24 protein-coding genes are annotated in these 24,783 nt (G+C 38.6%); 10 read left to right on the forward strand and 14 right to left on the reverse strand.

Going from position 1 to position 24,783, the window contains the following annotated elements; genetic code table 11:
• The first annotated feature begins 116 nt into the window (after window positions 1-116).
• From ACH8JV_RS00225 to ACH8JV_RS00235, 3 genes are all read left to right on the forward strand, one after another.
• Entirely contained in the window at window positions 117-1,352 is a 1,236-nt protein-coding gene (locus ACH8JV_RS00225) for a lipoprotein-releasing ABC transporter permease subunit (protein ID WP_263614392.1), read from the forward strand.
• A complete protein-coding gene (lolD, locus tag ACH8JV_RS00230; protein ID WP_311086768.1) occupies window positions 1,345-2,031 on the forward strand; it encodes a lipoprotein-releasing ABC transporter ATP-binding protein LolD in 687 nt (228 codons plus the stop codon). Before ACH8JV_RS00225 ends, lolD begins: the two co-directional genes overlap by 8 nt.
• Before the next feature lie 83 nt (window positions 2,032-2,114).
• Window positions 2,115-4,547, forward strand: coding sequence for a DNA internalization-related competence protein ComEC/Rec2 (locus tag ACH8JV_RS00235; protein ID WP_396519094.1), 2,433 nt, complete (start codon window positions 2,115-2,117; stop codon window positions 4,545-4,547).
• Here the strand turns inward: ACH8JV_RS00235 and ACH8JV_RS00240 are convergent.
• Window positions 4,500-5,483, reverse strand: a complete 984-nt coding sequence (locus tag ACH8JV_RS00240; protein ID WP_311069445.1) for a lysophospholipid acyltransferase family protein — start codon at window positions 5,481-5,483, stop codon at window positions 4,500-4,502. The genes ACH8JV_RS00235 and ACH8JV_RS00240 overlap by 48 nt on opposite strands.
• Before the next feature lie 136 nt (window positions 5,484-5,619).
• Between ACH8JV_RS00240 and sppA the strand changes: the two genes are divergently transcribed.
• Together sppA and ACH8JV_RS00250 are read left to right on the forward strand one after the other, a co-directional pair.
• On the forward strand, window positions 5,620-6,636 hold the full coding sequence (gene sppA / locus ACH8JV_RS00245) for a signal peptide peptidase SppA (RefSeq protein WP_233929962.1): 1,017 nt from the start codon (window positions 5,620-5,622) through the stop codon (window positions 6,634-6,636).
• Between the two features lie 19 nt (window positions 6,637-6,655).
• The gene (locus ACH8JV_RS00250; RefSeq protein ID WP_396519096.1) at window positions 6,656-7,465 is read left to right on the forward strand and encodes an alpha/beta fold hydrolase; all 810 of its coding nucleotides are present in this window, start codon (window positions 6,656-6,658) and stop codon (window positions 7,463-7,465) included.
• 64 nt (window positions 7,466-7,529) lie between these two features.
• Here ACH8JV_RS00250 and purN read toward each other — a convergent pair whose 3' ends face one another.
• Both purN and purM read right to left on the reverse strand, forming a co-directional pair.
• Entirely contained in the window at window positions 7,530-8,159 is a 630-nt protein-coding gene (purN, locus tag ACH8JV_RS00255) for a phosphoribosylglycinamide formyltransferase (RefSeq protein ID WP_002052470.1), read from the reverse strand.
• Window positions 8,156-9,226: a phosphoribosylformylglycinamidine cyclo-ligase gene (purM, locus tag ACH8JV_RS00260; protein ID WP_000071984.1), complete on the reverse strand. Its 1,071-nt coding sequence runs from the start codon at window positions 9,224-9,226 to the stop codon at window positions 8,156-8,158. Before purM ends, purN begins: the two co-directional genes overlap by 4 nt.
• Before the next feature lie 135 nt (window positions 9,227-9,361).
• Between purM and cxpE the strand changes: the two genes are divergently transcribed.
• The 4 genes from cxpE (at window position 9,362) to ACH8JV_RS00280 (ending at window position 15,903) form a co-directional block, all read left to right on the forward strand.
• Window positions 9,362-10,555 (forward strand): chloramphenicol efflux transporter CxpE, encoded by a 1,194-nt coding sequence (gene cxpE / locus ACH8JV_RS00265; RefSeq protein WP_263614386.1) that lies wholly within the window; start codon window positions 9,362-9,364, stop codon window positions 10,553-10,555.
• A 20-nt stretch (window positions 10,556-10,575) separates the two neighbouring features.
• Entirely contained in the window at window positions 10,576-11,274 is a 699-nt protein-coding gene (hda, locus tag ACH8JV_RS00270; protein ID WP_001249536.1) for a DnaA regulatory inactivator Hda, read from the forward strand.
• A 327-nt stretch (window positions 11,275-11,601) separates the two neighbouring features.
• Window positions 11,602-13,455, forward strand: a complete 1,854-nt coding sequence (rbtA, locus tag ACH8JV_RS00275) for a rhombotarget A (protein ID WP_396519098.1) — start codon at window positions 11,602-11,604, stop codon at window positions 13,453-13,455.
• 15 nt (window positions 13,456-13,470) lie between these two features.
• Window positions 13,471-15,903: a CSLREA domain-containing protein gene (locus ACH8JV_RS00280; RefSeq protein WP_396519100.1), complete on the forward strand. Its 2,433-nt coding sequence runs from the start codon at window positions 13,471-13,473 to the stop codon at window positions 15,901-15,903.
• An 82-nt stretch (window positions 15,904-15,985) separates the two neighbouring features.
• Here the strand turns inward: ACH8JV_RS00280 and ACH8JV_RS00285 are convergent, their stop codons facing one another.
• The 5 genes from ACH8JV_RS00285 to ACH8JV_RS00305 form a co-directional block, all read right to left on the reverse strand.
• Window positions 15,986-16,375, reverse strand: a complete 390-nt coding sequence (locus ACH8JV_RS00285; RefSeq protein WP_022575263.1) for a DUF3106 domain-containing protein — start codon at window positions 16,373-16,375, stop codon at window positions 15,986-15,988.
• Window positions 16,365-16,685: a hypothetical protein gene (locus ACH8JV_RS00290; protein ID WP_002052599.1), complete on the reverse strand. Its 321-nt coding sequence runs from the start codon at window positions 16,683-16,685 to the stop codon at window positions 16,365-16,367. The genes ACH8JV_RS00285 and ACH8JV_RS00290 overlap by 11 nt, the downstream gene beginning before the upstream one ends.
• Window positions 16,675-17,289: an RNA polymerase sigma factor gene (locus tag ACH8JV_RS00295; protein WP_396519102.1), complete on the reverse strand. Its 615-nt coding sequence runs from the start codon at window positions 17,287-17,289 to the stop codon at window positions 16,675-16,677. Before ACH8JV_RS00295 ends, ACH8JV_RS00290 begins: the two co-directional genes overlap by 11 nt.
• Window positions 17,290-17,448: 159 nt before the next feature.
• A complete protein-coding gene (locus ACH8JV_RS00300) occupies window positions 17,449-18,225 on the reverse strand; it encodes a TrmH family RNA methyltransferase (protein ID WP_396519104.1) in 777 nt (258 codons plus the stop codon).
• Window positions 18,226-18,282: 57 nt separating this feature from the next.
• The gene (locus tag ACH8JV_RS00305) at window positions 18,283-19,254 is read right to left on the reverse strand and encodes a class 1 fructose-bisphosphatase (protein ID WP_396519106.1); all 972 of its coding nucleotides are present in this window, start codon (window positions 19,252-19,254) and stop codon (window positions 18,283-18,285) included.
• Between the two features lie 182 nt (window positions 19,255-19,436).
• On the opposite strand from ACH8JV_RS00305, the gene ACH8JV_RS00310 reads away from it, so the two are divergent.
• Window positions 19,437-19,625: an NF038105 family protein gene (locus tag ACH8JV_RS00310; protein WP_002052586.1), complete on the forward strand. Its 189-nt coding sequence runs from the start codon at window positions 19,437-19,439 to the stop codon at window positions 19,623-19,625.
• A gap of 54 nt (window positions 19,626-19,679) precedes the next feature.
• On the opposite strand, the gene pal is transcribed toward ACH8JV_RS00310, so the two are convergent.
• The 6 genes from pal to ybgC form a co-directional block, all read right to left on the reverse strand.
• Window positions 19,680-20,243 carry a peptidoglycan-associated lipoprotein Pal gene (pal, locus tag ACH8JV_RS00315; RefSeq protein ID WP_263614381.1) on the reverse strand — a complete coding sequence of 188 codons (564 nt, stop codon included), beginning with the start codon at window positions 20,241-20,243 and terminating at the stop codon, window positions 19,680-19,682.
• Window positions 20,244-20,270: 27 nt separating this feature from the next.
• The gene (gene tolB, locus ACH8JV_RS00320) at window positions 20,271-21,551 is read right to left on the reverse strand and encodes a Tol-Pal system beta propeller repeat protein TolB (RefSeq protein WP_263614380.1); all 1,281 of its coding nucleotides are present in this window, start codon (window positions 21,549-21,551) and stop codon (window positions 20,271-20,273) included.
• A gap of 90 nt (window positions 21,552-21,641) precedes the next feature.
• Window positions 21,642-23,105, reverse strand: a complete 1,464-nt coding sequence (tolA, locus tag ACH8JV_RS00325) for a cell envelope integrity protein TolA (protein WP_396519108.1) — start codon at window positions 23,103-23,105, stop codon at window positions 21,642-21,644.
• Window positions 23,106-23,108: 3 nt separating this feature from the next.
• Complete coding sequence (tolR, locus tag ACH8JV_RS00330; protein WP_002052868.1) at window positions 23,109-23,561, reverse strand: protein TolR; 453 nt, start codon at window positions 23,559-23,561, stop codon at window positions 23,109-23,111.
• Window positions 23,561-24,259 carry a protein TolQ gene (tolQ, locus tag ACH8JV_RS00335; RefSeq protein WP_396519110.1) on the reverse strand — a complete coding sequence of 233 codons (699 nt, stop codon included), beginning with the start codon at window positions 24,257-24,259 and terminating at the stop codon, window positions 23,561-23,563. Before tolQ ends, tolR begins: the two co-directional genes overlap by 1 nt.
• A gap of 23 nt (window positions 24,260-24,282) precedes the next feature.
• Window positions 24,283-24,690: a tol-pal system-associated acyl-CoA thioesterase gene (gene ybgC / locus ACH8JV_RS00340; protein WP_004699892.1), complete on the reverse strand. Its 408-nt coding sequence runs from the start codon at window positions 24,688-24,690 to the stop codon at window positions 24,283-24,285.
• Between the last annotated feature and the right edge of the window lie 93 nt (window positions 24,691-24,783).

A 24,783-nucleotide genomic window follows, 5' to 3' on the forward strand; every position in this document is an offset into this window, starting at 1 on the left:
GATAGGTCAGAACTTACTGATTTTTAAACCTTAATACAGCATCTAACGATATGGCCAAATAAGAAGTGTAGATCACACTTCTCTATTTTCCATCAATCACCTTGGATTTAGAAGGTATGTTTAAACCAATCTCACTGTATATAGGGTTGAGATATACTCGCGCACGACGCAGTAATCATTTTATTTCTTTTATTGCATTGGTTTCGATGGTCGGTTTGACACTTGGTGTCGCTGTACTGATTACGGTACTTTCTGTAATGAACGGTTTTGACCGCGAATTGAAAAATCGTGTTTTGGGAATGGTACCGCAAGCGACAGTTTCATCGACGCAAATTCTTACGGATTGGCCTGAGCTGGTTAAACGAGTTGAAAATCATCCCCATGTGACTGGAGTTGCACCTTTTACCCAATTGCAAGGTATGTTAACTGCTCAAGGGCAAGTGGCTGGTATTATGGTAACGGGTATTGACCCTAAATATGAAAAGAATGTCTCTATCATTCAAAATCATATTGTTGCCGGTAGCCTCGACTCACTTAAAAAGGGTGAATTTGGTATCGTGCTTGGTAAAGACATGGCCGATTCACTTGGTTTACGTCTAAATGACAGCGTGACATTGGTATTACCTGAAGCAACTCCATCTCCAGCAGGTGTTGTACCTCGTTTTAAGCGCTTTAAACTGGTTGGTATTTTCAGCGTAGGTGCTGAAGTGGACTCAATGGTTGGGTACATTGCTTTATATGATGCATCGACTTTATTGCGTTTACCTGATGGTGCTCAAGGCGTCCGTTTGAAAATGGATGATATCTTTGCTGCTCCTCAAGTTGCCGATGATATTGTGAAAAGCTTACCAAGCAATTTCTACGCAACGAACTGGACCTATACACACGGTAATTTGTTTAATGCCATTCAAATGGAAAAAACATTAGTTGGTTTATTACTCGTACTGATTATTGTGGTTGCTGCATTTAACATTGTCTCGTCTTTGGTCATGGTTGTAACCGACAAAAAATCCGACATTGCAATTTTGCGTACCTTAGGCGCGTCACCATCCATGATTACTAAAATCTTTATGGTACAAGGTACTGTGATTGGTGTGATTGGTACAGTTGCGGGTACGGTTTTAGGTGTAGTTTTGGCACTTACGATCAGCGATATTATTTCTTGGTTTAATAATGTGCTCGGACTTAATTTGTTCGATGCCTATTTTGTACATTACTTACCTTCTTACTTAAGATGGCAAGACGTCACAATTATCGTAATTGTTTCTTTACTCTTAAGTTTCTTGGCAACTATTTATCCGGCGCTTCGTGCAGCCAAAGTTCAACCTGCCGAGGCATTGCGTTATGAGTAAAGTCGTTTTAGAAGCAAAAGATATTTATAAGCATTTTGATGACGGTAAATCTAAGGTTGAAGTCATTAAAGGTCTTTCTTTACAGGTTGAAGCAGGGCAGTTTGTATCTATTGTGGGCGCGAGTGGTTCAGGTAAAAGTACTTTGTTACACGTACTTGGTGGCTTAGATCAGCCTACACAAGGACAAGTATTTTTAAATGGTCAGCGCTTTGATAATTTGGGTGAAGCGGAACGTGGTTTTCAACGTAACCAGTATTTAGGTTTCGTTTATCAGTTCCACCACTTATTGCCAGAATTTAGTGCGCTTGAAAATGTAGCGATGCCTTTAATGCTTCGATCAGACAGCCAATATAAGTCGGTCAAGGCACAAGCTGAATATTTGCTAGATCGCGTTGGGCTATCTCACCGTATGGACCATAAACCAGGTGAGCTTTCAGGTGGTGAACGTCAACGTGTGGCTCTTGCTCGAGCATTGGTGACTAAGCCTGCGGTCGTTTTAGCTGATGAACCAACGGGTAATTTGGACCGTAAAACAGCTGTAGGTATTTTCGAGTTACTTACTGACTTGAAGAAAGAACTAAACATGGCAATGCTTATTGTGACCCATGATGAGCAATTAGCTCAAGCAGCAGACTCTATCTTGCATATGGAAGATGGTTTGTGGGTGAATGGTTCTTAAAAAATTGTCATTAAATCACATTGTTAAAGCCCACTCAGTTGGGCTTTAATTTTGCCCCTAAAATGATAATGACAAGATTTTGAATGTTTAAAATTATTCTATTGGGGTGGATGGTTGGTATTGCATTAATGGGTATTCATTTAACTTTAATCATGCAATATGGAGAAGTAGCTAAGGTTCTACTTTTATTTGGCTTTATTTTTTATTTTTTTAGACGCTCAGTATTCGTTGGCCGACCACTTTTAAAGGCTATTTATTGCCTGTTATGTACAACAAGTCTGTTTATTGTCGGTTATCAATATGCCGAGAAAGCACTGATTGAGCGTTTAGAACAAAGAGAAACGGATTCAAAGAATCTCGATATTATTGTTTATATAAAGCAAATCAGTGAAGAAAAAGACAATAAAGTTCAACAAACTGCACAAGTATTAAACTTATCAAAAGAACCAGTAAATTGGCTATTGTATTTGAAAAATAATAATCAGGGGGTGTTGAAGGGCAATCTAGAACTTGAATTAGGCCATTACTATCGACTATCTGGAAAAACAAAACCTGTGCATAGTTATGCCACAGCAGGAGCTTTTGATCAGGAAAAGTGGTTTATTCAGAGAAATATCATGTCTGGTTTTATTGTTCAGCATATTGAGCCTTTAAGCCTTGATGAAATATATCGATTGGGATATCAACAGCATTTAAGAGAACAGCAGTCCTTTTTTAATAGATTTCATTTAAATATAGAAAAGCTTCGCTTAACTTTTAGGCACCTATTACACAATTCTTCATTACAGCAAAAGGGCCTACTTTTAGCTTTGCTGACTGGTGATGAAAGTCTTTTATCAGATGAAACTCAACTACAATTTAAACAATTAGGAATTGCTCACTTATTGGCGATTTCGGGTCCACATGTACTTATTTTTGCCATTATGTTGTCTTGGGTATGTCATCAACTCATTTGTCGTTATTACCCTCAAATTTATTTATGGAAACCGAAACAGGTTTTGATGGCTGTGCCATGCTGCTTCGGTGTTTTAATTTATACAGCTTTTGTGGGGTTTGAAATTCCTGCACTACGGACATTGTTGTCAGTCTTTATATTTATTTCTTTCCTAGTATTAAAACAACCCCTTAAACCATTTGCATTACTGGTATATAGCGCAAGTCTACTGTTGCTAATGGACCCGTTTAGTGTCCTTTCTGCAGGTTTTTGGCTGTCTTATGGGGCATGCTTTATTTTATTAAGAATTTACCAAACTATAGTGCAATTACCTGAGCAACATTTTTTAAGTCTGAGTTCAAAACTGATTTTTATGAGTAAGGTGTTAATTGAGTCTCAAGGCAAAATATTTATTGCATTGAGTCCTTTAACCTTACTGTTCTTTCAACAAATTTCTTGGGTTGCTCCATTAACCAATATTATTGCTGTGCCTATTATTGGTGGTGTTATTGTCCCTTTAAATATCATGGCTGCTTGCGCATGGTTTGTAGTAAAACCATTTGGAAATATGCTTTTTCATTTCAATGATATTTTACTCAGTATCTTACTGAGTTGTTTGGACTTATTAGAAAAACTCTCTTTACCATTACAGGGTATAAGCTTGACGCCACTGGCTCTATTTGCAGTTAGTTTAGGTATCCTTATTTTATTTTTGCCTAAAGGCGTTTTCCCAAAAACATGGGGATTACTCTGTTGTTTACCCCTAATTGTAGTGAATAAAACGAACCAGCAAATTCAGCTTCATATTTTAGATGTTGGACAGGGGCAGGCTATTTTCTTAGAACATCCTGAACAAAACTGGCTAATTGATACAGGTGGCTCTTACGATGAAAAGAAATTCAGTATCGGTCAAAATGTTGTAGTCCCATTTTTACGCCAACAAGGTGTAAAACAATTAGATCGTGTTGTATTGTCTCATCTTGACCAAGATCATAGTGGGGCTTTTCCTGCCATTCAGCAGGAGATTCCTGTAAAGCAGGTTCTCTCAAATGAGCAATCTTCAAATACTCTTAAGCAGTCATTTCAATATTGCTATCAAGGTCAACAATGGCAATATCCTGAGTTAGACATTCAAGTTTTATGGCCTAAAGAAAAAGATTTAGTTTTTGTACCTTCTCAACAGAATCAATATTCCTGTGTGGTATATCTTCATTTCAAAGGAGTCAGTGGTTATCAAAATTTTTTGATTATGGGGGATGCAGGCTGGGAAGCAGAATACGAGCTGTTAAAAGACTATCCAAGCTTAAAAGTAGATGTTTTGGTATTAGGGCATCATGGAAGCAAACACAGTTCGGCTTATGATTTTCTTGCAACCCTACAACCAAAACTGGCAATTGCATCGGCAGGGTTTGATAACCGTTATGGCCATCCTAGCCAAGAGGTTCTCAATCGTTTAAAAGCCCTTCATATCCCACTTAAAAGTACACTAGAGCAAGGGGAGTTAAGTTTTGTTCTGGAAAATCACAAAATGGTTTTACACGACCGACGTTTTGAGCGGATCTGGTTGCGTAGAGTTCTCTAAAGCTTCAGCTTTGAGTCTATTCACAGTTTTAATCGCTTCTGAAGGGTCAACATTATAAACATTATCTAAAGCTGGGTTTGCTTTAAAGCGTTTATAGCTCCAGTGGTAGTGTTCTGGATATTTATGAATGAGCTGCTCAATTGCTTGATGGATGACATAAGTGCCATCGTCAGCAGAGCCTTCATAGATTTTCTCATCCATAGGTTCAATATGCATGGTAAACCCGTCATTTTCATTACGGATCGCATACAGAAATAAAGCTTTCGCTTTAGTTTTTTGGATGAGCTTGGCACTTAAATTACTTGAAGCAAGTGGAACACCAAAGTAATTCACCATATCTCCACCTACATTCGGAGTATGATCTGGCAAAATTACTGTAGTTTCACCTTGTTTGAGTGCTTTAAAAATTTGTCTTACGCCAGTTTCATCGGTTGGGACGAGATTCGCCTGTTCACGGCTGCGAGCTTCTCGTACAAAACGGTCAGCATCATCATTTTTGACTGGTTTATATAAAATAGTCATTGATGTGAACTGGGCACACCATGCATTCATTACTTCCCATGTACCAAAATGAGGAACAATGAGTACAACACCTTTCTTCGCTGCTAAAGCATCATGAAAGTATTGTTCGCCTTCTATACGATGAATACGAGAAATATTTTCTTGGTTCGATGAACCCCAAATACTTAAAAATTCAAAATATGAGGTTAATTCATTACGTATAGCCTTTTCTGTAATTGCTATACGTTGTTGTGGTGTTAAGTGGGGTAGAGCAATCCTTAAGTTAAGTTCTATACTTTTTGAGGTTTTAGTAATTTTTAAAGTATTTACAAGACCAGCCAATAGACGAGCAATAGAGCGCCCAAATTGAATAGGTAGTCGGCTAAATGTTTTGAGTAATTGATAGTTCATGCTTTTTGAATCTGGTCTAGTCATCTATAGCAGTAAGGTAAGGAGGGAACAACAAATAAAAAAGACAAAAATATTATAAATGAAATCATATTATTTAGACAGTTTTTATCAAATCAACGTATATAATGACATCATTTCGATTGATTTGGATTGGAATTTTATGTCCGATTGGCCACCAAAACCACAAAATGAACCTATAACCCCTAAACAGAACGGACCAGAATGGCAAATCCTTGAGAAAGCTGTAATGGCTTCTGTAGAAGAACAACGCCGTAGTCGTCGCTGGGGTATATTCTTTAAAACACTTACTTTTATTTATCTATTATTTATTGTTGTGTTAATGGGCAAGGGTTGCTCAACCAGCAAAGAAGGCTCAGCAGCAAGTAGTAGCAGTGCTCATCTGGCTGTAGTTGATATTGTTGGAACCATTGATGCTTCAAGTAATCAAGCAGTAAATAGTGAAGATACGAATAAAGCGCTTAAACGTGCTTTTGAAGCTTCAAATAGTAAAGCAATTGCACTTAATATTAATTCTCCTGGCGGTTCTCCTGTTCAGTCGGATGAAATTTGGCAAGAAATTCGCTATTTGAAAAAAGAACATCCTGACAAGAAAGTCTATGCAGTAATTGGTGATATGGGTGCTTCTGGTGCTTATTATATTGCTTCTGCTGCTGATGAAATTATTGTGAATCCATCAAGTTTGGTCGGTTCAATTGGTGTCATTATGCCGAACTATGGCATTACTGGTTTAGCTCAAAAACTCGGAATTGAAGACCGTACTTTGACAGCGGGCACCAATAAAGACATTTTAAGTATGACAAAACCGATTAATCCTGTACAAAGAGAACATATTCAGTCTGTACTCGATAATGTCCATACTCATTTTATTAATGCAGTTAAAGAAGGACGCGGGAAACGTTTAAAATCGAATGACCCTGCTATTTTCTCTGGTCTTTTCTGGACTGGTGAACAAGCAATCCAGTTAGGTGTTGCTGACCGCTCAGGTAACATTACGAGCTTGATGCGTGAACTGAAGCTTGATAATAAAGTTGACTACACGATTGAACGTAACCCATTACAATCTATTCTTGGTCGAATGGGTGCAGAAATGGGTAAAGGCTTAAGTGAGTCGGTTGCTCAACGTTTAGAGACGAGTCAGAACGCCAAGCTACAATAATTTAAATCAGGATAACGGTATGTCAGTAAAACCGGTTATACACTTTGCACACGCCAACGGTGTGCCATCTATGGTGTATCAAAAATTGTTTGATCAATTAAAAGATGAGTATGACATCATTTATGTTCCACTCATTGGTCCTGACAAACGTTATCCAATTACCGATCATTGGCCTTTTTTAGTTGATCAGGTGATTGATAGTATTGTACGTCAAGCTAAAGGGAGAAAGGTGATTGGACTTGGGCATTCGCTGGGATCAGTTTTAACCTTAATGGCATCTTTTAAACGCCCTGAGCTTTTTTCACAAGTGATAATGTTAGATCCACCTCTTATTTTGGGTAGATACTCTTTTGCTTTTCATATGGCAAAACTGTTTAAACCTAAAATAGTCGATGACATGACACCTGCAGGTTTATCTGCACGTCGTCGTGAGCATTGGGAGTCTCGTGAGCAAGCTGCTTCTTTGTTACGTCCAAAAGGTTTTTATAAAGACTTTGATGAGGACTGCTTTCAAGCTTACATTGATTATGCTTTGAAAGAAGATTCAGTACGTGGCGGCGTAACGTTAACTATTTCTCGTGAAGATGAAGTTGCGATTTTCCGTAAAAATCCTTCTTGGTGGTGGCTACCTATACCAAAACCAAAAATGCCTGTACATTTAGTTGTAGGAAAAGAAAGTGCCTTCTTAAAAAGAGGTTTCCCTCAAATGGCAAAGCGTAAAATGGGAATTCCATTTAGTGTCGTTGAAGGAGGGCATATGTTCCCTCTGGAGCATCCGATTGAGACAGTGAATTATATTAAGAAGCTTATTCATAGCAATTTACGCTAATAAGACTTTCATTAAAAAAGGACATGCATGCATGTCCTTTTTTAATTTACGTTGAGCAAAGCTTTTACCAAGATGCAAAACGTATAGGGTGTTCAAGAATTTGATTACGGAAATAGGCTTGTCCATCTTTCCATGTCAGTTGGCCATTACATAACCACTCTGCAACTTGAGGATAAATGAAATGCTCAAGTTTATGTACACGTTCTGCCAAAGAGGCAACATTGTCATGTTCTTTGACTTCAATTGCAGATTGAGCAATTGCTTGACCAGCATCAAGTTCAGAAGTTACAAAGTGAACTGTACAACCATGCAATCGATCACCTGTATTTAATACACGCTGATGTGTATTAACACCTTTATAAGCAGGTAATAACGAAGGGTGGATGTTGAGCATTTTACCTTGCCATTTATCGACAAAGTTTGCAGTTAAAATACGCATGAAGCCAGCTAAGATAACAATGTCAGCTTGCCACGCCATAAGTTGCTGATGCATCGCTTCATCAAAATCGGCACGACTAGGAAAGTCTTTATGCGAAATTACCGCTGTTGCGATATTGGCATTTTGAGCACGCTCTAGGGCATAAGCATCGGCTTTATTGGACAATACACCTACAATTTGCCCTGATAGACGTGCATCTATCAAGGCCTGTAAGTTACTGCCGTTCCCAGAGACTAGAACAGCAATTTTCATCATTCAAAGATCACACGAATTTTTTCGTCTGCACCTTCCACTGATTCAGCATTTTCTTGGATATGTCCGATTTTCCAAGCTTTTTCACCTTGAGCATTAAGCACTTCAATTGCTTTTTCTGCATCATTTGCATCAACTGCAATCACCATACCTACACCACAGTTAAAGGTACGGTACATTTCAAAACGTTCTACATTGCCTTCACGTTGTAGAAGTTTGAATAATTCTGGCCATTCCCAAGAAGCTTCATTAATTACAGCTTGAGCACCATTTGGTAATACGCGTGGTAAGTTACCAGGTAAACCGCCACCAGTGATGTGTGCCATAGCATGTACATCAACTTGTTTGCAAAGCTCAAGAACTGGTTTTACGTAAATACGAGTTGGTTCCATTGCAACATCTGCAAGAGGGCGACCATCAATCACTTGAGTTAAGTCTACATTCTTAACATCTAAGATTTTACGTAGTAATGAATAACCATTTGAGTGAGCACCGCTTGATGCAACACCAATAAGTACATCACCAGATTTTACTTTAGAGCCATCAATAATTTTGCTTTGCTCAACAACACCTACGGCAAAACCAGCAAGATCGTAATCTTCGCCTTCATACATGCCAGGCATTTCAGCTGTTTCACCACCTACAAGTGCACAACCTGCAAGTTCACAACCTTTACCGATACCAGTAACTACATTGGCAGCTACGTCTACATTTAAGTGACCAGTAGCATAGTAATCGAGGAAGAATAATGGTTCTGCACCACAAACCAAAAGATCGTTAACACACATCGCGACAAGGTCTTGGCCGATTGTGTCATGACGATTAAGGTTAAGAGCTAAACGTAATTTAGTACCTACGCCGTCAGTTCCAGAAACTAAAACAGGTTCTTCGTAACCTTTAGGGATTTTGCATAGTGCACCAAAGCCACCAAGTCCGCCCATTACTTCTGGACGAGTTGTACGTTTAGCGACTGACTTGATACGATCGACCAGTGCGTCGCCCGCTTCAATGTCAACACCCGCATCTTTGTAGCTTAAACCGGTATTTGGGGTAGAAGTTGAGTTGCTCATAAATGAAGTCTCCGCATTGGCGGCAGATTATAACCTGAATATACGAAACTCTTATGTTATTTATGCTCGAAAATGCTATCTTTAATAAAAATATTTTTCCATTTATAACGATTAAATCAAAAAAGGCTATATTTTATGCAAGATCGTATACTGCGCCGTATTTTCTTACTCGCAGGTATTGTATTGCTGGTATGGGTATTATACTTGCTCAAGCCTGTGGTCATTCCATTTCTTGGTGCTTTTTTCCTGGCTTATTTATTTAGTCCACTGGTCGATGTTCTAGTAAAAATTAAGCTACCTCGTTGGTTGGCTATTAGCATTGTTTTTATCGGTATCGGTGTAACTTTAACTGTTGCGTTATGGTATTTGGTTCCACTCATCTGGAAACAACTTGTTTATGCACGAGATAGTATACCAGCGGGAATTCACTGGATTAATGCAGAGCTGTTACCATGGATTTCTTCAACATTCCATGTTCAGCAAATGGAAATTGATACCGATCAAATGTCCAAAGCGGTCATGGATTATGTTCAGACTAATTACAGTGCCGATAGTATTCAAGCTGTTTTATTAAAGCTTGCACAATCAGGTCTGAATTTTATTCAGATTGGTGGAACAATTGTTTTAATTCCAATTATTGCTTTCTATTTCTTGCTTGATTGGGACCGTATGTTACTGAACTTACGTCGTCTCATTCCACGACCATATGAAGAGACTACTTTACAAATCGTTCGTGAGTGCCATAGCGTTTTAGGAGCATTTGTTAAAGGTCAGTTCCTCGTTATGCTTTTACTCGGCGTAGTCTATGCCGTAGGTTTACAGTTAATTGGGCTAGAGGTCGGACTTATTATTGGGATGGTGGCTGGCCTTGCCAGTATTATTCCTTATTTGGGATTTGCTGTCGGTATTATTGCAGCCGTTATTGCAAGTTTGTTCCAGTTTGGACTGGACTGGACCCACTTACTACTCGTTGGTGTGGTTTTTATGATTGGTCAAGCAGTAGAAGGCTATATTCTACAACCCTTTCTACTCGGTGATAAAATTGGTCTTTCGCCTGTTGCGGTTGTATTTGCTGTATTGGCAGGTGCCCAACTTGCAGGTTTCTTAGGAATGCTCATTGCATTACCTGTGGCTGCCGTCATTGTTGTACTCTTAAAACATCTAAGAGATAACTATGAAAAAAGTAGTCTTTATGGCGCTTACTCGGAATTATTTGTACAAGAGGGTAATATTCAGCAAATTCATGTAGAAACTGGAAATACTAAACTTGATCTTGAAGTTAAAACACAGCAAGATACAGATACACCGAATCTTTCAGATCAGAAATAATTTCAAGGCCAATTCATTATATGCGTCAACTCCAACTGGATATAGAACCTCAACTTGATGCCCGAATCAGTGATTTTTCGGGACCAGGTTGGGGGCATGTAGTCGATGCAGTGCGTCAACTACATGCAGGTCTAGTAAATAGATTTTATATCTATGGAGGTGCAGGAACGGGTAAGAGTCATTTGCTTTCGGCAATTTGTGATTCTTATTTGGAAGTGGGTAAGTCTGCAATTAAAGTTTCTTTGCTAGAACTTCTTGATGCTCCCATAGAGGCAATTACCTGTTTAGAGCACTATGACTTAGTTGCTTTAGATGACATTGAATCTATTAGTGGTGTGCCGCACTGGCAAAAGGCGGTCTTTCATTTAATGAATAACCATGAAGGGCAACTTGTATTTTCTTCACGTGTTGCACCGATTGAATTGAAACTGGAGCTGCCAGACTTACAATCACGTCTTACTCAAGCAGTCAGTGTAAAAGTGCCAAGTGGAAGTTTATATGCGGACCGCTATGCTTTAGTCACTTCTGTTATGGCGAGACGTGGTATCCATTTCGATCAGCAGATTGTAGATTATTTACTTTTACATGGACCTCATCAGGCTTCTGTATTGTTGCAGACCGTAGCTCAACTAGAGAAACTTCTTAAAGGTGAGAAGACTAAGCTTTCAAATGCAACTTTAAGACAAATCTATGCTTTGATTGATGAATACCAACAATAAATACTTCTTATATTGTGTCTTTTTGTTGGTTAGGATAAGTTCGGTTTTCTAATATAAAAATAAAATAAGAACTATTAAACACTTATTCTTGAAGCCTCAGAGTGAATTGTTAAATTTTTTCATAAGTAAAATTTCCATATATCAATAGATGTTTAGTTGTCCAAATATTTATAAAGCTACTTATCTAAAATGACGCTATTGACCGATCAAAACATCTTGAGAAATTCTGATTCCTGTGACAAAGTACGCACAAAGGATGCGTTTGCAAAAGTGGAAACTTTGCAATATTGACAAAGAAAAATGAAAAAAATAGGTAAGGAGAAGGGTATGCTCAAACGGAGCATTGCTTTTGCATTATTGGCTGCTGCTGGGCACGCTTATTCTGCTGATATTCAAGTCACAAGCTTAGTTGATGAAGATAAAGATGATACGGTTTGTACGCTACGAGAAGCTGTACAGTTTCTAAATTATCGTGGTTCATCTAATGCAGCCGATGTAGAAAAATATGCAAATGGTTACCATGGCTGTGGAAATAAAGATGCTTCATCAAATATTATTTTACAGCGTGATAAAGAATATACGCTAAATAGCAAAATAACGATTACAGCTCCCCTTACCATTAGTACAGTAAAAAATGATTCTACATTAGTTGATACTGATCAGCCTGGTTCTCATAATGCAACCATCAAAATGGTAGGTACAGATCAGTTATTTAAAATTGATGATGGTAGCGTTGAAAAACCATCATTTGCTGTAACCTTGAGTGACCTTAACTTACAAGGTGCAGGCGCAAACTCTAATGTGTTAACAGGCGGTTTAATTTTAAACCATGAAAAACTCACTATTCAAAACTCTCGGTTGATTGGCGGATATGCGAATCAGGGTGGGGTAATTTACAATCAAGGATTATTATCTAAAACCGGTCAAACAGCTGGCTTTGTAACTATCATAAATAGTTTATTTCAAAATAATAAAGCAACCCAAGGTGGCGTTATTTATAGCGAGCAACCTTTGTATTTAGTAACCCAATCTGTAGTACGTGATAATGAAGTTTCCTCAGCAGATGGAACCTTATTTTATGGTGCAACGAAATTTGATGATGAAAGTACTGGTGGGTATTTAAATATACGTGCCATAGGTTTTAGTAACAGTACATTCTTTCATAACAAAGTCGGTTTTATTGCAAACATTAAAGATGGAATGTTTGTTAATAATATTACAATGATTAAAAATGCAGCAGGCTTGTTTCTTGATGCTCCTCAAGGAAATGCTTCTATTTCTAACAGCATTTTAGTTGGCAATACTGCAAACTGTACTGCAAATACGGATGACAAGACTGTTATTCAAAGTAATTTAGTTATTTCTGACTGTAATCGCAATACTACTGCAAAGTTACCTAATATCCTTTTTCCTGCTAGTGAAAAGTTAATCGCTGGAGATACCGATGAAGGTGTCTGTGATGTAACAGCAAAAGAGGGGTTGTTATGTCCATTTAGCACACCGAAAGATAGCTTTCTTGGATTTTTTAAGCCTCGCCTGCTTGAGAGTTATAATAGCCTAGCTGATTCTTTAATTATTAATAAAGGACGGTTATATAGTGACGGTTCATCGGTTGGATTGGCTGGTTGTGAAAGACTTGACCAACGTGGAAAAAATCGTAGTGGTTACGATGAACTATGTGACTTAGGTGCAATCGAATATATTTTAAATAATGAAATTGCGACAGTGGGGCAGGATATTAAATATGGCCAAGTTGCAAAATTTAATATTTTAAACTCCTTAAGTGAAGCCGATTTGGTCACACCTGCTACATGTAAACGTTTATTTGGTGACCGTCCTGATGGTAAAGAATGGCAACCTGGCTGTTTGAAAATAAAACAAAGTACCGATACGCCAGTCTCTAAAGGTAGCGTCACAATAGATCAAAATGGAAATGTTGTTTACACACCAAATGGAAACTGGCATGGCGCAGACATTTTTAGTATTCAAGTCGTTACGAGTGTATCGAGATTTAATGATGGCTCGGATTTCCAATATGTCTCGATTCCAGCAACTGTAGTCCAAGAACCTGTATCTGGTATTGAAGATAAATCTGTGAGTACAGGTGGCGGGGGAAGTGTCGGTGGTGGATTAATTTTAGGGTTATTTGGATTAATTGCATTACGCCGTTTCAAGTCATAATCAGGGATGAGGACTATGAAAAATTATAAAAAAGCAGTATTAGCATTAGCTGTGCTAGCGGCTATGCCTCTTTTTGCCGATACAGCAAATCAAAGAATTGAAGTGACAACTTTTGCGGATGAAGATGGTGAAAACCCTAATGCTTGTTCATTAAGGGAAGCAATAAAAGTTGCTGAAACACGAAGATCTGATTATGGATGTACAGTTTATAACACTTCTAAAAGTCAGGTGATCCAATTAAAAGCAGGAACTTATACATTAAACAAAGAATTGGTTCCAAATGCAGATATAGCAATTTACGGATTTGGTGAAAAAGACCAAGATAAAAATTGGTCAGAGAAGAGCGTTTTAACCAATGATTATCCAGCATTACAACCGTTGCAGACGAGAATTAATGCTGGTGGTAAATCACGTATCTTTAATACAGCAGTAAATAAACAGCCTTTATTCCTTCAAAACATTATTTTGGAAAATGGTTCAGCACCCGATTTTGGTGGCGCTATTTATGCAGGCGGCAATGTTACCTTATTAAATAGTCAAATCTTGAACTCAAATGCATCTAAAGGCGGCGCTATTTTCCTCGGTGGCGATAATGTTAATTTATCTGCAACTCACTCTTTGATCCAAGGTAATACTGCAACAGCTGGAAGTGTACTTTCAATGAGTTGCTGGAATGGTACTGCCTATGCAAAACGGGAGGTAACATTTACCTCTTCTAGTATTTTGAATAATGGTTCAAATAGTTCCAATAATACTTTTGAGTTCTGCGGAGAACCGAAAGCAACCTTTACAATTAATACCATTGCTCGAAATATTGCAAATACAGTAAATGGTAGTATTTTGAAATTTACAGGTGATGCTACTCCAAACGGTACTCCTAATCCTTCAACTATACTTAGCGCTAACAGTAGTTTATCTTTAAAAAATAATACTATTGTTGAAAATAACGCTTATAGCACCTTCTTATATGACACTATGGGAAGTAAAGAGTTAAGGTTTAATGTAATTGGTTATAATTTAGGAGCTTATGCGTGTCATTACTTTATAGGACCTGCGGCTGATTTAAAAAATGCTGGTTTCATATTATCTTTTAATGCACTAAATTTGACGAATGATGCTGGAAAATGTGATCTACCGACGGAAGCTCTTACGTCTACACATCGAACTGTTGATATAGCAGGCCAGTCTTTTGACTCATTGCTTGAACCTTTACATTCAGCTGGACCAGAGACTGGTTTTTTACCAATTTACTATCCTAAAAATAATATAGGTGGTCAGAATCTGGTGGACGTAGACCCAGAAGGTAAAGATTCGTGTACTTCTATCGACCAACGAGGCCTTTCACGACTTGCTGATAGTAAATTATATTATCAACCAAATAGCCGTAATAGTTGTGATATTGGTTCGATTGAACTAATGAAACTGACTGCTGGTGATATAAAAGGTTTAGGTAATACATCGCTTACAGATCTGCTTGCGAAATATCAATCTCAATATGATACGGTTCAGAAGAATATATTGAATCCAGATTATGCATATTTATTAAATGTATTAAAAATCGATTCTGCGAATTATAAGAATCTTCTTGATCAAACCAAAGCAAATGCAAAATATCGAGCTATCTATATCGACTTAAAGGCAAATGGTTTACCTTTGCCAAATGAAGATAGTAGTCATATTTTAAAGTTCTTTAATACAACCGACTATAATATTAATCTTGAAACTGTTGGAACGGGATTAATTGACGATAAAGTTACAAGTATTAAAAAGGATGATGGACTGTTCTGTGAATGGAATCCTTCTTTGCAACAAATTATATTCTATCGTTCAGATGATATTATTACCCAAGCGGGGGATTACAACTATTGTAAATATACAATTAGCAGTAAAGATGGATCTACGCAATCATCGGGATTATTAGAAGCTCGATTTGATAATATTCCACCAGTTGCTGGTGATGGTACGGTAACGTTTAAGTATTTAGCAAATGAAGTCATTCCTTTAAATTTATTACAGTATGCGAATGATGATGGGGATGGTCCTACAAGTACACTCAAGACAAAACCAAATAAACCTAAATTTTGGGTAAATGATCAGGGTGTGGAATTGCCGATTTATATACCAAGTAAAACCTCAAAGGATGGTATTTTCAAGGTAGTCAAAGCAGATCGAGAAGGCCCGTGCCCTAAAGATGATAGCGGTAATATCTGCTATGGTGGCAATATTTATATTCAAGCGAGTAATGTATTCAATACTTTCAATGATACATTGACTTACTATGTTTATGACGCAGATGGAACTATTTCAGCCAAAGCGGGAACAATTAACTTAATAAGCACTGCAACTACAACCGATGATTCTAGAAGTGGTGGCGGTGGAGGAAGTATCGGAATCTTCTCTCTTACATCACTGCTAGGTTTGATTGCTTATAGACGTTATCGCAAATAAGCAGAAATAAAAAAGCCTCCATAGGAGGCTTTTTTATTTCTTGTTAGCTTTTTGAATGGTACATTCTTAAAAAGTGATTTTTTTAGTGCTCTAAATATTTATTGATATATTCTTCGCGTATGGCAGTTCTTTCATCAGCACTTGCTTTTAACATACGCTGACGTAAATCATTACGCTCTTGTGTACTCATTTTTTGCCAAGCTTCGCGCATTTTCTGCTTTTCTGCATCTGGAAGTTGGTTGAACCAATCCATGCGTTGTTGCAAGTTAGCGCTTTGGTTTGGTGGCAATTCTTTTAAACTTTGATAACGTTTAATTACTGCTCGTTGCTCTTCTTCAGATAGAGCATTCCAAGTATCGTCTACTTGAGTATTGGCATCTTTAGAAAAAATCCAGAAGCGTTCAAAACCCGCAAAACTGGTTTGCAGGAAACTTAATGAACAAAGGATAAGTGCTAACTTTTTAGCTACCATGTTGAACTTTATCCTCACCCAACACCATCAGCATTTCTAAATCTTCCACCATTTGTGGAGATAATTTAGGATTTACAACCACTTGATTTTGTGGCTTATCCATCATATCTACCGAATTTGGTAAAATAACAAAACCAGTAATCGCTGCAGCAAGTGCAAAACCAGTCATTTTCCAGACACTATAAAAAGAGGCTGGTTTTTGTTGGATATGGTCAAGCACATGATTCATCACCACTGTTTTATTTTTATGGTGATGGGCTAAACTATCGAGTTTAGACGTCACCTTTTTAGTGAAATCATCATGATTCATTAGAACCTCCCATGGGATTTAAATGCGCTAAGTACTCTCTAAGTCCCTGAATTGCTCGATGATAATGGGTTTTTACACTACCTTCAGTGCAGTTCATAATCTGTGCTGTAGTATGGGTGTCGAAACCTTCCCACGCACGTAACATGAAAGCTTGTTGTTGACGAACAGGTAGTTTTGCAATCGCTTCCTGAATCTCTTCTATGGTTACTTCTTGATCTAGAAAATCTGCTGGATTGATTGCTTTTTCATCGACAATATCAATGATTTCTTCATCATCATTGTCTAGACTAACTTTTTTGAAGAATGAAAATGGGTTTGCCCGACGTGCTTCTTTGCGGCGCCAATCCTGAAGTTTGTTGTTTAGAATCGTATAAAACAGCGGATACCATTCTTCAGTACTTCGATCGGCGTAAGACTTGTGTAAAGCAATAAATGCTTCTTGAACCAAGTCCATGGCAATACCTTGTTGACCTTGAGTAGCACTCTCCATCATCACTAAAGCACGACCAGTAACATCTTGCATAAAAACCTTTAGGCGTTGTTCAGCCGTGCTGGCATGAACACTAGATGCTTCCGATCGAGACTTTTTCGGTGCTAAATCCATGGAGATGGAAAATCCTGTCATTGGACGTACCCACCTTATCTTCAATATATCTCTTATATAACGTTGAAAAGAGGTGGGAGGTTGACAACAATCGGCTATTTTTTAGTAGTGTAAATGATTTTTTTCACAAATATGAGCGATGTAAAATAAATTAACGTTTTATTGGCGCTGACGAACCATCTCAAAAAAACAAATAGATCCTGCAATAGCTACATTTAATGACTCTTGACCACCTGGTTGCGGTATTGTCACTGATTGTGCGTGTTCTAGAGCATAATCACTTGCGCCTTGTCCTTCGTTACCTAAAATCCAAACGCATGGCTTTGAAAGGTCTTTTGAATAAAGACTGGTCGAGCGATGAGAACTTGTAACGAAAACAGGAATATCGAATTTAGGAAGAATATCGGTCAATTGGAAGTTTTCAAAACAATTTAAGCTAAAATGAGCCCCCATACCTGCCCTTAAAACGCGTGGTGACCAAAGTGAGGCAGAGCCTTGCGTACAAATAATTTGTTTAATATTTGCTGCTGCTGCTGAACGTAATAATGTGCCTACGTTACCTGGGTCTTGTACATTCTCTAGAATTAACGTATCTACGTTATAGTCAATCGTTAACGCAGTTTTAGGCAGATCAATAATAGCTAAGCAAGGAAGGGTATTACCTAAAGTACTTAAGTCTTTATATAAAACTTCACTGATAATAAAGACATGACCCTGATGGAGTTCGATAATTTTCTTTAAATCGTCATGTTCCAACGCCTGTTCAGTCATAAACAACGAAAAGAGTTTTTTCTGTTGTTGTAACCAAGCTAGGCAAAGGTGAGTACCTTCAAGAACCGTTTGTTGATGCTTTTTTCGGGCGCTATTGAGGTCAATTAAACCACGCAAATGTTTAATTTTTGCATTGTCTTTTGATTCTAAAAAAATAACCGCCATAAGGATATATCCAAAAGGGCGTCATCATACTATATGACGCCCTCTATAATTTAATTATTAATGATAGCTTGTTACGCGTTCAACTTCGTTTTTAGAACCGATAATTACCGGAACACGTTGGTGAAGCTCTGTTGGTTCAATATCTAAAATACGAACACGGCCTGTAGTTGATGCGCCGCCTGCTTGTTCAATGAGCATACTCATTGGATTAGCTTCATACATTAAACGTAAACGACCAGCTTTTTTCGGGTCTTTTAGATCATATGGATAAAGGAAAATACCACCACGGCATAAAATACGGTGAATATCGCCCACCATACATGCAACCCAACGCATATTGAAATCTTTTTCACGTACAGATGTTTTACCTGCAAGTAACTCTTCAATATATTGTTTTACTGGTTGTTCCCAATGACGCTGGTTAGATGCGTTAATAGCAAACTCTTGAGTATCTGCTGATACTTGAACATTCTCTGTAGTAAGTAAGAATGTTTGAGTTTCTGGGTCTAAAGTAAAGAACGCTACACCATTTCCAACGGTTAAAGCCATCATTGTTGATGGGCCATATAACACATAACCAGCAGCAACCTGTTGAGTACCTGCTTGCATGAAATCTTGTGCTTGTGTTACTGCATTTTTTGCAGGAAGAATCGAGAAGATTGTTCCTACGCACATGTTGATATCGATGTTACTTGAACCATCTAATGGGTCGAATAATACTAAATATTCGCCGTTTTCTTGCGCAGGTGTAAAGTCATCAAGTTCTTCAGATGCAAGACCACCAACATGAGGGTGAACTTTTAAAGCATCAATTAAATAGTCATTAGAAATCACATCAAGTTTTTTCTGTGTTTCACCTTGAACATTTTCATTACCTGCACTACCTAAAATTCCAGCCAATGCACCTTTTTGTAGGGCTTGGTCAATGGTTTTACAAGTCGTAGCAATCGTGTCGATGACTTGGGCCAACTCAGGTGTAAGGTTCCCTTTTTGTTGTTGTAAAAATTGGGACAATGTGAGGTTGGACATAAAAAAACGCTCCTGTGCGCAAGCATCAAAATGAGTCAAATAAATACGTGGCATATTCTAGATGAGAATGCCGGAAAATAAAAATTATCTTACTTTATTTGTGTTGCATTTATGCTTACAAGCCCCATTTTACATGGTATGTTGTTTGCATAGCAAAGGAATGTATATTTAGGAGAATCGAAATGACAACTAAGAAGTTTGATGCGACCCCCACGGCAGGCGAACCAATCAATTTAGAAGAAATTTCGAAAGAAAGTGTTCAGGAAGCTTGGAAAGACTATGAAGCAAAACCTGAATATAAAGCTTTTAATAAGCATGATTTGATTGAGTCGATGCAACATTCAGAAGAAGAGGAAAACAAATCTTCTTAAATTAAGAATCAAAAAATAAACGCCCATATGTGGGCGTTTATTTTTTGGAGTGTCTTATTTTAATAGAGGAGGAACCGCTTCATAGTTAATTTCAACACGGCGGTTTTCTTTCCAAGCTGACTCGTCATGGCCTGGGTTAACAGGAGCTTCTTTACCATAACTTACCGCTTCAAGTTGCTGTGGGTTTACACCATTTGTGATGAGGTAACTTTGAACTGCTTTTGCACGACGCTCACCTAAAGCCATGTTGTATTCACGTGTACCACGTTCATCTGTATGACCAGTTAATGCAACTTTTGAGTTTGCATTTGCCATGAGGAACTGAGCATGGGCTTGAAGTGTTTGATAATCTTCGGCAGATAAATCACTGCTGTCATAATCGAAGTGAACAACACGTTTAGCTAAAGCAGCTTTATTTGCTTCAGTTACACCTTTTGATGAAGCACCTGCCAAATTTTGGGCATTTAATGCGGCATCTTCACTTAAACCAGTTGTGTTTACTGTACTTGGGTTTGTAGTACCAGTAGTTGCCGTTGTTGCAGGCTTACGGCTCGCACAACCTGTCATGACAAGCGCTACACTAAGTAGAGGAAGGGCCAAATATTTGATTGATTTCATCATCATCTCCATCAATGGAATAAAAAGTTATTTAGGTGCCCAGGCTGGTTCACGTACTTCACCTTGTTCACTCGGTAAATTCATACGGAAACGACCATCAGTGGACATGATAGACAGTAAACCACGGTTCCCTTCACGAGTTGCGTAAACCACCATTTGCCCATTTGGTGAGAAACTTGGTGATTCATCTAAACTCGTTGGGGTAAGAATATTGACAATGCCTGTATTAATATCTTGGATAGCAACTTTATAGTTACTGCCACTTGGTCGATGCACTAGTGCAATTTTTTTGCCATCTGCACTTAAAGTACCACGAGCATTAAATGACCCTTTAAATGTTAAGCGTTTTACTGAGCCATCTCCAAAATCATAGCGATAAATTTGAGGAGAGCCTCCACGGTCAGATGTAAAAATAAAAGCTTTCCCATCTGGTGTGTAACGTGCTTCTGTATCAATGCCAGAATCATTCGTCATACGTTTGACTTGGCGAGTTGATAAATCCATTTGATAAATTTCAGGGTTACCATTCATTGATGCTGTAAATAGCATTGATTTGCCATCTGGTGAAAAGCTTGGCGCACCATTTAAGCCTTTAAAGCTGGTAAGTACTTCACGTGTTCCAGTAGATAGATCTTGTAAGTAAATTGCTGGGCGTTTAGTTTCGAAAGAAACATAAGCAATTTTTTTAGCGTCAGGAGTCCATGCTGGAGACAGAATTGGGTCGCGTGAAGAGAGAACAGTTTTTGGTTGCTCACCATCTGTATCGGCAATTTGTAAAGTGTAACGTTCCGCAGGGGTTGCCGGATTACGTAATACATAAGCGATACGACCGCTAAAATCGCCTGCAATACCAGTTAATGCTTGATAAATAGCATCACTAACCATATGTCCAGCTTGACGGATGCGTGAAGCAGGAACATTCAACAACTCATTGAGAAGATATTGCTGTTTTTGTACATCATAAAGTTGGTAATGGACTTCAAACCCATCAGCTGTTTGCTTAATTTGCCCAGTAACAACATATGGAATACCAGCTGCTTGCCAATCAGATGCTTGAATCTGATTAATGGCAGCATTTGCAGGTAAGTTTTTCGATGAACTTGTGAAACGTCCTGAACGGTTTAAGTCAGTTTCCACAATTGGATAAAGTCCATTGTCATTATTAAAGGGAACAATAGCGATTTTAGGCGCCTGATCAGGTGCTTTTGCAATTTCTAAATGTAGTTGAGCAAAGGCAGCTGTTGGTGCAAGAGGACTTAGTGCTGTAAGCAGCGTTAAGGCTAAAAGGTGTTTGCGGCTCGTTTTCATAGGTTTAAAGTCATTGAAGGCATTTTTGTGACTGTGGATTTTGTAACATAGTTACATGCCTTAAACTATTTAAAGCATGTAACAAGATACTTATTTTGCAGTAAATGTTGAACTGAATGATCTTGCTTCGCGTCGAGCATCAGGATCAGATGGCATAGGGTAAGGCGCAGCAGAACGAATCGCTGCTTCAACACTAGCTTTAACATCTGGGTTGCTAGAGCTAACAATAACTGATAATACAGCTCCACTATCACTTAACGTTACACGCGCAGTAGCTTTTTGACCTGATGTTCCTGCTGGAATATCCCAAGCATTTCTAATTTTCTGCTCAAAATCACGCTTCGCTGAAGATGCAATTTTTTTGGCTTCACCCTTTTTCTGAGCGGCTTCTTCCTGTGCTTTTTTAACAGATGCAGCTTTTGCTTCGGCCTCAGCTTCAGCTTTACGTCTTGCATCTTCAGCCGCTTTTTGCTGTTTCGCTTTTGCGTCAGCATCAGCCTTATGCTTGGCATCCTCAGCCGCTTTCTGCTTTTGAGCCTTTGCATCGGCTTCAGCTTTACGCTTAGCATCTTCGGCAGCTTTTTGGTGTTTAGCTTTTGCGTCAGCATCAGCTTTACGCTTGGCATCCTCAGCCGCTTTTTGCTTTTGAGCTTTTGCATCAGCTTCAGCTTTACGCTTGGCATCTTCAGCTGCTTTTTGGTGTTTAGCTTTTGCATCGGCTTCTGCTTTACGCTTAGCATCCTCAGCCGCTTTCTGCTTTTGGGCTTTTGCATCAGCTTCAGCTTTACGCTTGGCATCCTCAGCTACTTTCTGCTGTTTAACTTTCGCCTCTTCAGCCGCTTTGCGTTTAGCATCTTCAGTTGCTTTACGAGCTTCATGTTTCGCTTTTGCCTCAGCTTCAGCTTTACGTTTTGCTTCTTGCTGTGCCTGAAGTTTTGCATTTTCTGCTTCACGTTTCAGTTTTGCATCGGCCTCAGCTTTTCGTTTAGCAGCTTCTTCAGCTTTGCGAGCCTCATTTTGTTCATGTTTGGTTTTTGCCTCAGCATCAGCTTTACGCTTTTGTTCGGCTTCAACTTTTGCAGCTTTTGCCTCAGCTTGACGCTTAGCTTCAGCTTGCTGCTTTTGAGCTTCCTCTAAACGTTGTTGTTCCGCAGCTTGCTTCGCTTTAGCAGCTTCTTCGGCTTTACGTTTTTCCTCAGCTAATTTTGCTTGCTGTGCCTGCTCGGCTTTTTGCTTTTGGGCACCCAGATGTTGTGCTGTGGGCGGAGGAGGTGATGGTACTGCTGGAAGATTTTGAGGAAGATTTTCATCCACAATTGGGCTTAGAACTTCTTCTGCCTGATTTTCTGCTGTAGTTTGTGGCTCAACTTCTTTTGCTAAAGGCGGTGGTAAATCTTCTGGCTTAACTAAAATAGTAGTTAGCTTTTTGGGCTGTTCAGGTGGTTTACTCAAGCCTAAAAAAAGCAAGCCGACAATAGCAATTGCATGAACTCCAAGTGTGAAGCCCAATGCAATCGCATTCTGTTTAAAAGGAGGCTTTTGATTTTTGTTCATAGCTTATTTTAAAGGCTCTGTCAGAAGGCCAACTTGAGTTAAACCTGCTTCTTGTAAACTTGCCATCAATGATACGACCTCGCCGTAAGGGCGTGACTTATCACCATTCACTAAAACCGTAAGCTGTTTGTTTTCCTGCTCAGCTTGCTTTTGCGCTTCACTTAATACAGATTCGAGCTTTTCACGAGAAAGTGGCTCGTTATCTTTATAGTCTTGGTATTGAAGATAAATATTGCCATCTTTACCAATCGTTACCATGGCTGGCATATCTTTGGATTCAATTGGACGATTATTTGCCTGAGGTAAGTCGACTTTAATACCGCTAGTAATCATGGGAGCAGTAACCATGAAAATAACTAAGAGTACGAGCATTACATCGATATAGGGTACGACGTTCATGTCACTTTTTAATGGTTTTTTTATGCGCTCAAAGCGCCCTGAACGTTGAATAGCCATTATGCATCTTCCTGTGATGGACCCACAGATTGACGTTGCAATAAAGCAATCATTTCTTCGGCAAATAATGCGCGGTCAGAGTAGACGCTTTCGCTTTTAGCAGTAAAGTGGTTAAAAGCGAGTACCGCAGGAATTGCAGCAAATAAACCAATTGCAGTTGCAATAAGTGCTTCAGCAATACCCGGTGCAACCGTCGCTAATGTGACTTGATCAACGGCAGCCAAACCAATAAAAGCATTCATGATTCCCCAAACAGTACCGAATAAACCGATATATGGGGCAACCGAACCGATACTTGCTAAAGTACCTAAACCATATTCCAGACTACCCTGATCACGACTTAAACCGACACGTAAAATACGCTCGGTGCCTTCAATCGTTTGAGAAGTAGATGCTTGACGTTTTTTAAGTTTAAAGAACTCACTCAATCCTTGATAAAAAATATCTTCAAGGCCTGAACGTTTTGAGTTGAGTTGTGCATTGTTATAGAGGGTATTAAGTTCAGCACCAGACCAGAACATTTTTTGGAAATGTTCATCGCCTTGACGTGCTTTTTTATAACCCATATGTAACTTGGCAATGAGGTACCAACTAAAGATTGATGCTAACAATAAAATCAGCATGACCAATTGGACGACTGGACTTGCTTGTAAAATAAGGTCAGAAATATGCAGGGTTGATTCAATGTTTGTTGCCATAGTTACATATGCCGGTTGTTTTTTTAGTCTTGTTCCAATTCTTTACGAATAAGATCACGTATTTCTTCTGGAAGACGACGAGCTACCAGTTCTTTACTTAAACATGCCAACTCAACCTCGCCAGAAGCAAGCAAGATTTCACCACGATAAATATTTTGTTGCAACACAAATGACGCAGCTTTACATGAAACTACACGTGCTGTAACAGTAATTAGGTCATCCATTAAGATAGGGCGCATGTATTTTACGTCGATTTTGTGGACAACAAAGTTGTAGTCTTTTTGATGCCAGTAATGATCAACGCCAGAAGCACGGAGCCATTCTGTACGGGTACGTTCCATATAGCGAATGTGGTTGGCGTGGTAAACGATACCGCCTGCGTCCGTATCTTCGATATAAACACGAATATTGAATTCAAAATGATTCGCCATGAGAGTATTCCGTTTTAGTTCACTATAGAGCTTTATATTTAAAATATGACTGCTGAATAAAACATCAGTTCTAATCAAAGTCATACATCTGCT

Origin of the sequence: Acinetobacter sp. ABJ_C5_2 (assembly GCF_044538485.1) — a bacterium.
In the GTDB taxonomy this organism is placed as follows: Bacteria; Pseudomonadota; Gammaproteobacteria; order Pseudomonadales; family Moraxellaceae; genus Acinetobacter; species Acinetobacter nosocomialis_A.

Excerpts from the sequence above, each read along its gene's own strand:
- ACH8JV_RS00280 (WP_396519100.1), top strand. The coding sequence starts at position 13,471 with ATGAAAAATTATAAAAAAGCAGTATTAGCATTAGCTGTGCTAGCGGCT.
- ACH8JV_RS00295 (WP_396519102.1), bottom strand. The coding sequence starts at position 17,289 with ATGGATTTAGCACCGAAAAAGTCTCGATCGGAAGCATCTAGTGTTCAT.
- sppA (WP_233929962.1), top strand. The coding sequence starts at position 5,620 with ATGTCCGATTGGCCACCAAAACCACAAAATGAACCTATAACCCCTAAA.
- ACH8JV_RS00290 (WP_002052599.1), bottom strand. The coding sequence starts at position 16,685 with ATGAATCATGATGATTTCACTAAAAAGGTGACGTCTAAACTCGATAGT.
- lolD (WP_311086768.1), top strand. The coding sequence starts at position 1,345 with ATGAGTAAAGTCGTTTTAGAAGCAAAAGATATTTATAAGCATTTTGAT.
- tolQ (WP_396519110.1), bottom strand. The coding sequence starts at position 24,259 with ATGGCAACAAACATTGAATCAACCCTGCATATTTCTGACCTTATTTTA.
- tolR (WP_002052868.1), bottom strand. The coding sequence starts at position 23,561 with ATGGCTATTCAACGTTCAGGGCGCTTTGAGCGCATAAAAAAACCATTA.
- purN (WP_002052470.1), bottom strand. The coding sequence starts at position 8,159 with ATGATGAAAATTGCTGTTCTAGTCTCTGGGAACGGCAGTAACTTACAG.
- ACH8JV_RS00235 (WP_396519094.1), top strand. The coding sequence starts at position 2,115 with ATGTTTAAAATTATTCTATTGGGGTGGATGGTTGGTATTGCATTAATG.
- ACH8JV_RS00250 (WP_396519096.1), top strand. The coding sequence starts at position 6,656 with ATGTCAGTAAAACCGGTTATACACTTTGCACACGCCAACGGTGTGCCA.
- purM (WP_000071984.1), bottom strand. The coding sequence starts at position 9,226 with ATGAGCAACTCAACTTCTACCCCAAATACCGGTTTAAGCTACAAAGAT.
- ACH8JV_RS00310 (WP_002052586.1), top strand. The coding sequence starts at position 19,437 with ATGACAACTAAGAAGTTTGATGCGACCCCCACGGCAGGCGAACCAATC.
- tolA (WP_396519108.1), bottom strand. The coding sequence starts at position 23,105 with ATGAACAAAAATCAAAAGCCTCCTTTTAAACAGAATGCGATTGCATTG.
- pal (WP_263614381.1), bottom strand. The coding sequence starts at position 20,243 with ATGAAATCAATCAAATATTTGGCCCTTCCTCTACTTAGTGTAGCGCTT.
- ACH8JV_RS00240 (WP_311069445.1), bottom strand. The coding sequence starts at position 5,483 with ATGACTAGACCAGATTCAAAAAGCATGAACTATCAATTACTCAAAACA.
- ACH8JV_RS00305 (WP_396519106.1), bottom strand. The coding sequence starts at position 19,254 with ATGTCCAACCTCACATTGTCCCAATTTTTACAACAACAAAAAGGGAAC.
- tolB (WP_263614380.1), bottom strand. The coding sequence starts at position 21,551 with ATGAAAACGAGCCGCAAACACCTTTTAGCCTTAACGCTGCTTACAGCA.
- ACH8JV_RS00225 (WP_263614392.1), top strand. The coding sequence starts at position 117 with ATGTTTAAACCAATCTCACTGTATATAGGGTTGAGATATACTCGCGCA.
- ACH8JV_RS00300 (WP_396519104.1), bottom strand. The coding sequence starts at position 18,225 with ATGGCGGTTATTTTTTTAGAATCAAAAGACAATGCAAAAATTAAACAT.
- ACH8JV_RS00285 (WP_022575263.1), bottom strand. The coding sequence starts at position 16,375 with ATGGTAGCTAAAAAGTTAGCACTTATCCTTTGTTCATTAAGTTTCCTG.
- hda (WP_001249536.1), top strand. The coding sequence starts at position 10,576 with ATGCGTCAACTCCAACTGGATATAGAACCTCAACTTGATGCCCGAATC.
- cxpE (WP_263614386.1), top strand. The coding sequence starts at position 9,362 with ATGCAAGATCGTATACTGCGCCGTATTTTCTTACTCGCAGGTATTGTA.
- ybgC (WP_004699892.1), bottom strand. The coding sequence starts at position 24,690 with ATGGCGAATCATTTTGAATTCAATATTCGTGTTTATATCGAAGATACG.
- rbtA (WP_396519098.1), top strand. The coding sequence starts at position 11,602 with ATGCTCAAACGGAGCATTGCTTTTGCATTATTGGCTGCTGCTGGGCAC.